The 1,319-nt window shown below is 56.4% G+C and carries 1 protein-coding gene; it reads right to left on the bottom strand.

The annotated features are described in order from the left end of the window. Positions 1-1,319 (bottom strand): biotin/lipoyl-containing protein (locus tag RDN66_RS12175; protein ID WP_308537878.1); only part of this gene is annotated, 1,319 nt, incomplete at both ends.

Genomic DNA, 1,319 nt, shown 5'->3' with positions numbered 1-1,319 from the left:
TTACGTTTTTCAGCTTCGGCGTTCTGCTGTTTACGGAACGCTTCCAGATCGGTGATATCGGTCTTATCGAAGTGAGTAACGTGCGGGATCATCACCCAGTTACGGCTCAGGTTAGCACCAGAGATTTTCTGGATACGGCCCAGTTCCACTTCTTCGATTTCACCAAACTTGCTGAAGTCGACTTTCGGCCAAGGCAGCATGCCCGGGATACCGCCGCCAGCGGCTGCCGCAGGTGCAGCTTCAGCGCGTTTAACGGCTTCTTTCACGTAAGCCTGAACGTCTTCGCGCAGGATACGGCCTTTACGACCCGTACCTTTCACTTTCGCCAGGTTAACGCCGAACTCGCGCGCCAGGCGACGAATCAGCGGAGTAGCGTGAACGTAAGCGTCGTTCTCAGCGAACTCAGTTTTACCTTCAGCCTTCGCAGCCGGTGCGGCAGCTGGTTTAGCAGCCTGAGCCGGAGCAGCAGGGGCTGGAGCCGCCGCGGCTGCCGGAGCAGCAGCAGGTGCTGCGCCTTCCACTTCGAAGACCATAATCAGAGAGCCGGTAGACACTTTGTCGCCGGTGCTGATTTTGATTTCTTTCACGGTACCCGCGAACGGAGCCGGAACTTCCATAGAAGCTTTGTCGCCTTCTACGGTGATCAGTGACTGCTCAGCGGCAACTTTGTCGCCCACTTTCACCATCACTTCGGTGACTTCAACTTCGTCACCGCCGATATCCGGAACGTGAACGTCTTTCGCGCCCGCTGCTGCTGCCGGAGCCGCCGCAGCTGGAGCTGCTGCCTGCTCCGGAGCGGCTGCTGGAGCGGCACCCGCCACTTCGAAGACCATGATCAGGGAGCCGGTAGACACTTTGTCGCCGGTGTTCACTTTGATCTCTTTCACGGTACCCGCGAACGGAGCCGGAACTTCCATAGAAGCTTTGTCGCCTTCTACGGTAATCAGAGACTGCTCAGCGGTCACGGTGTCGCCCACTTTCACCAGAATCTCGGTCACTTCAACTTCGTCACCGCCGATGTCTGGAACGTGTACGTCTTTTGCCGCTGCAGCAGCAGGTGCTGCCGCTGGAGCCGCTTCTTTCTTCTCTTCTGCCTTAGCAGGTGCAGCAGCTGCTGCACCGTCGGCGGAATCGAAAATCATGATCAGTTTGCCGGTCTCAGTTTTGTCGCCAACAGAGACTTTGATCTCTTTAACGATGCCAGCCTGAGGAGACGGAACTTCCATAGAGGCTTTGTCGCCTTCTACGGTGATCAGCGACTGTTCAGCTTCAACTTTGTCGCCTACTTTGACCAGGATCTCGGTGATTTCAACTTCATC

Source organism: uncultured Kluyvera sp. (assembly GCF_902485085.1).
GTDB lineage: Bacteria > Pseudomonadota > Gammaproteobacteria > Enterobacterales > Enterobacteriaceae > Kluyvera > Kluyvera ascorbata.
The sequence above is the reverse complement of the archived record's forward strand: the minus strand, read 5'-3'. Positions and strand labels throughout refer to the sequence as shown.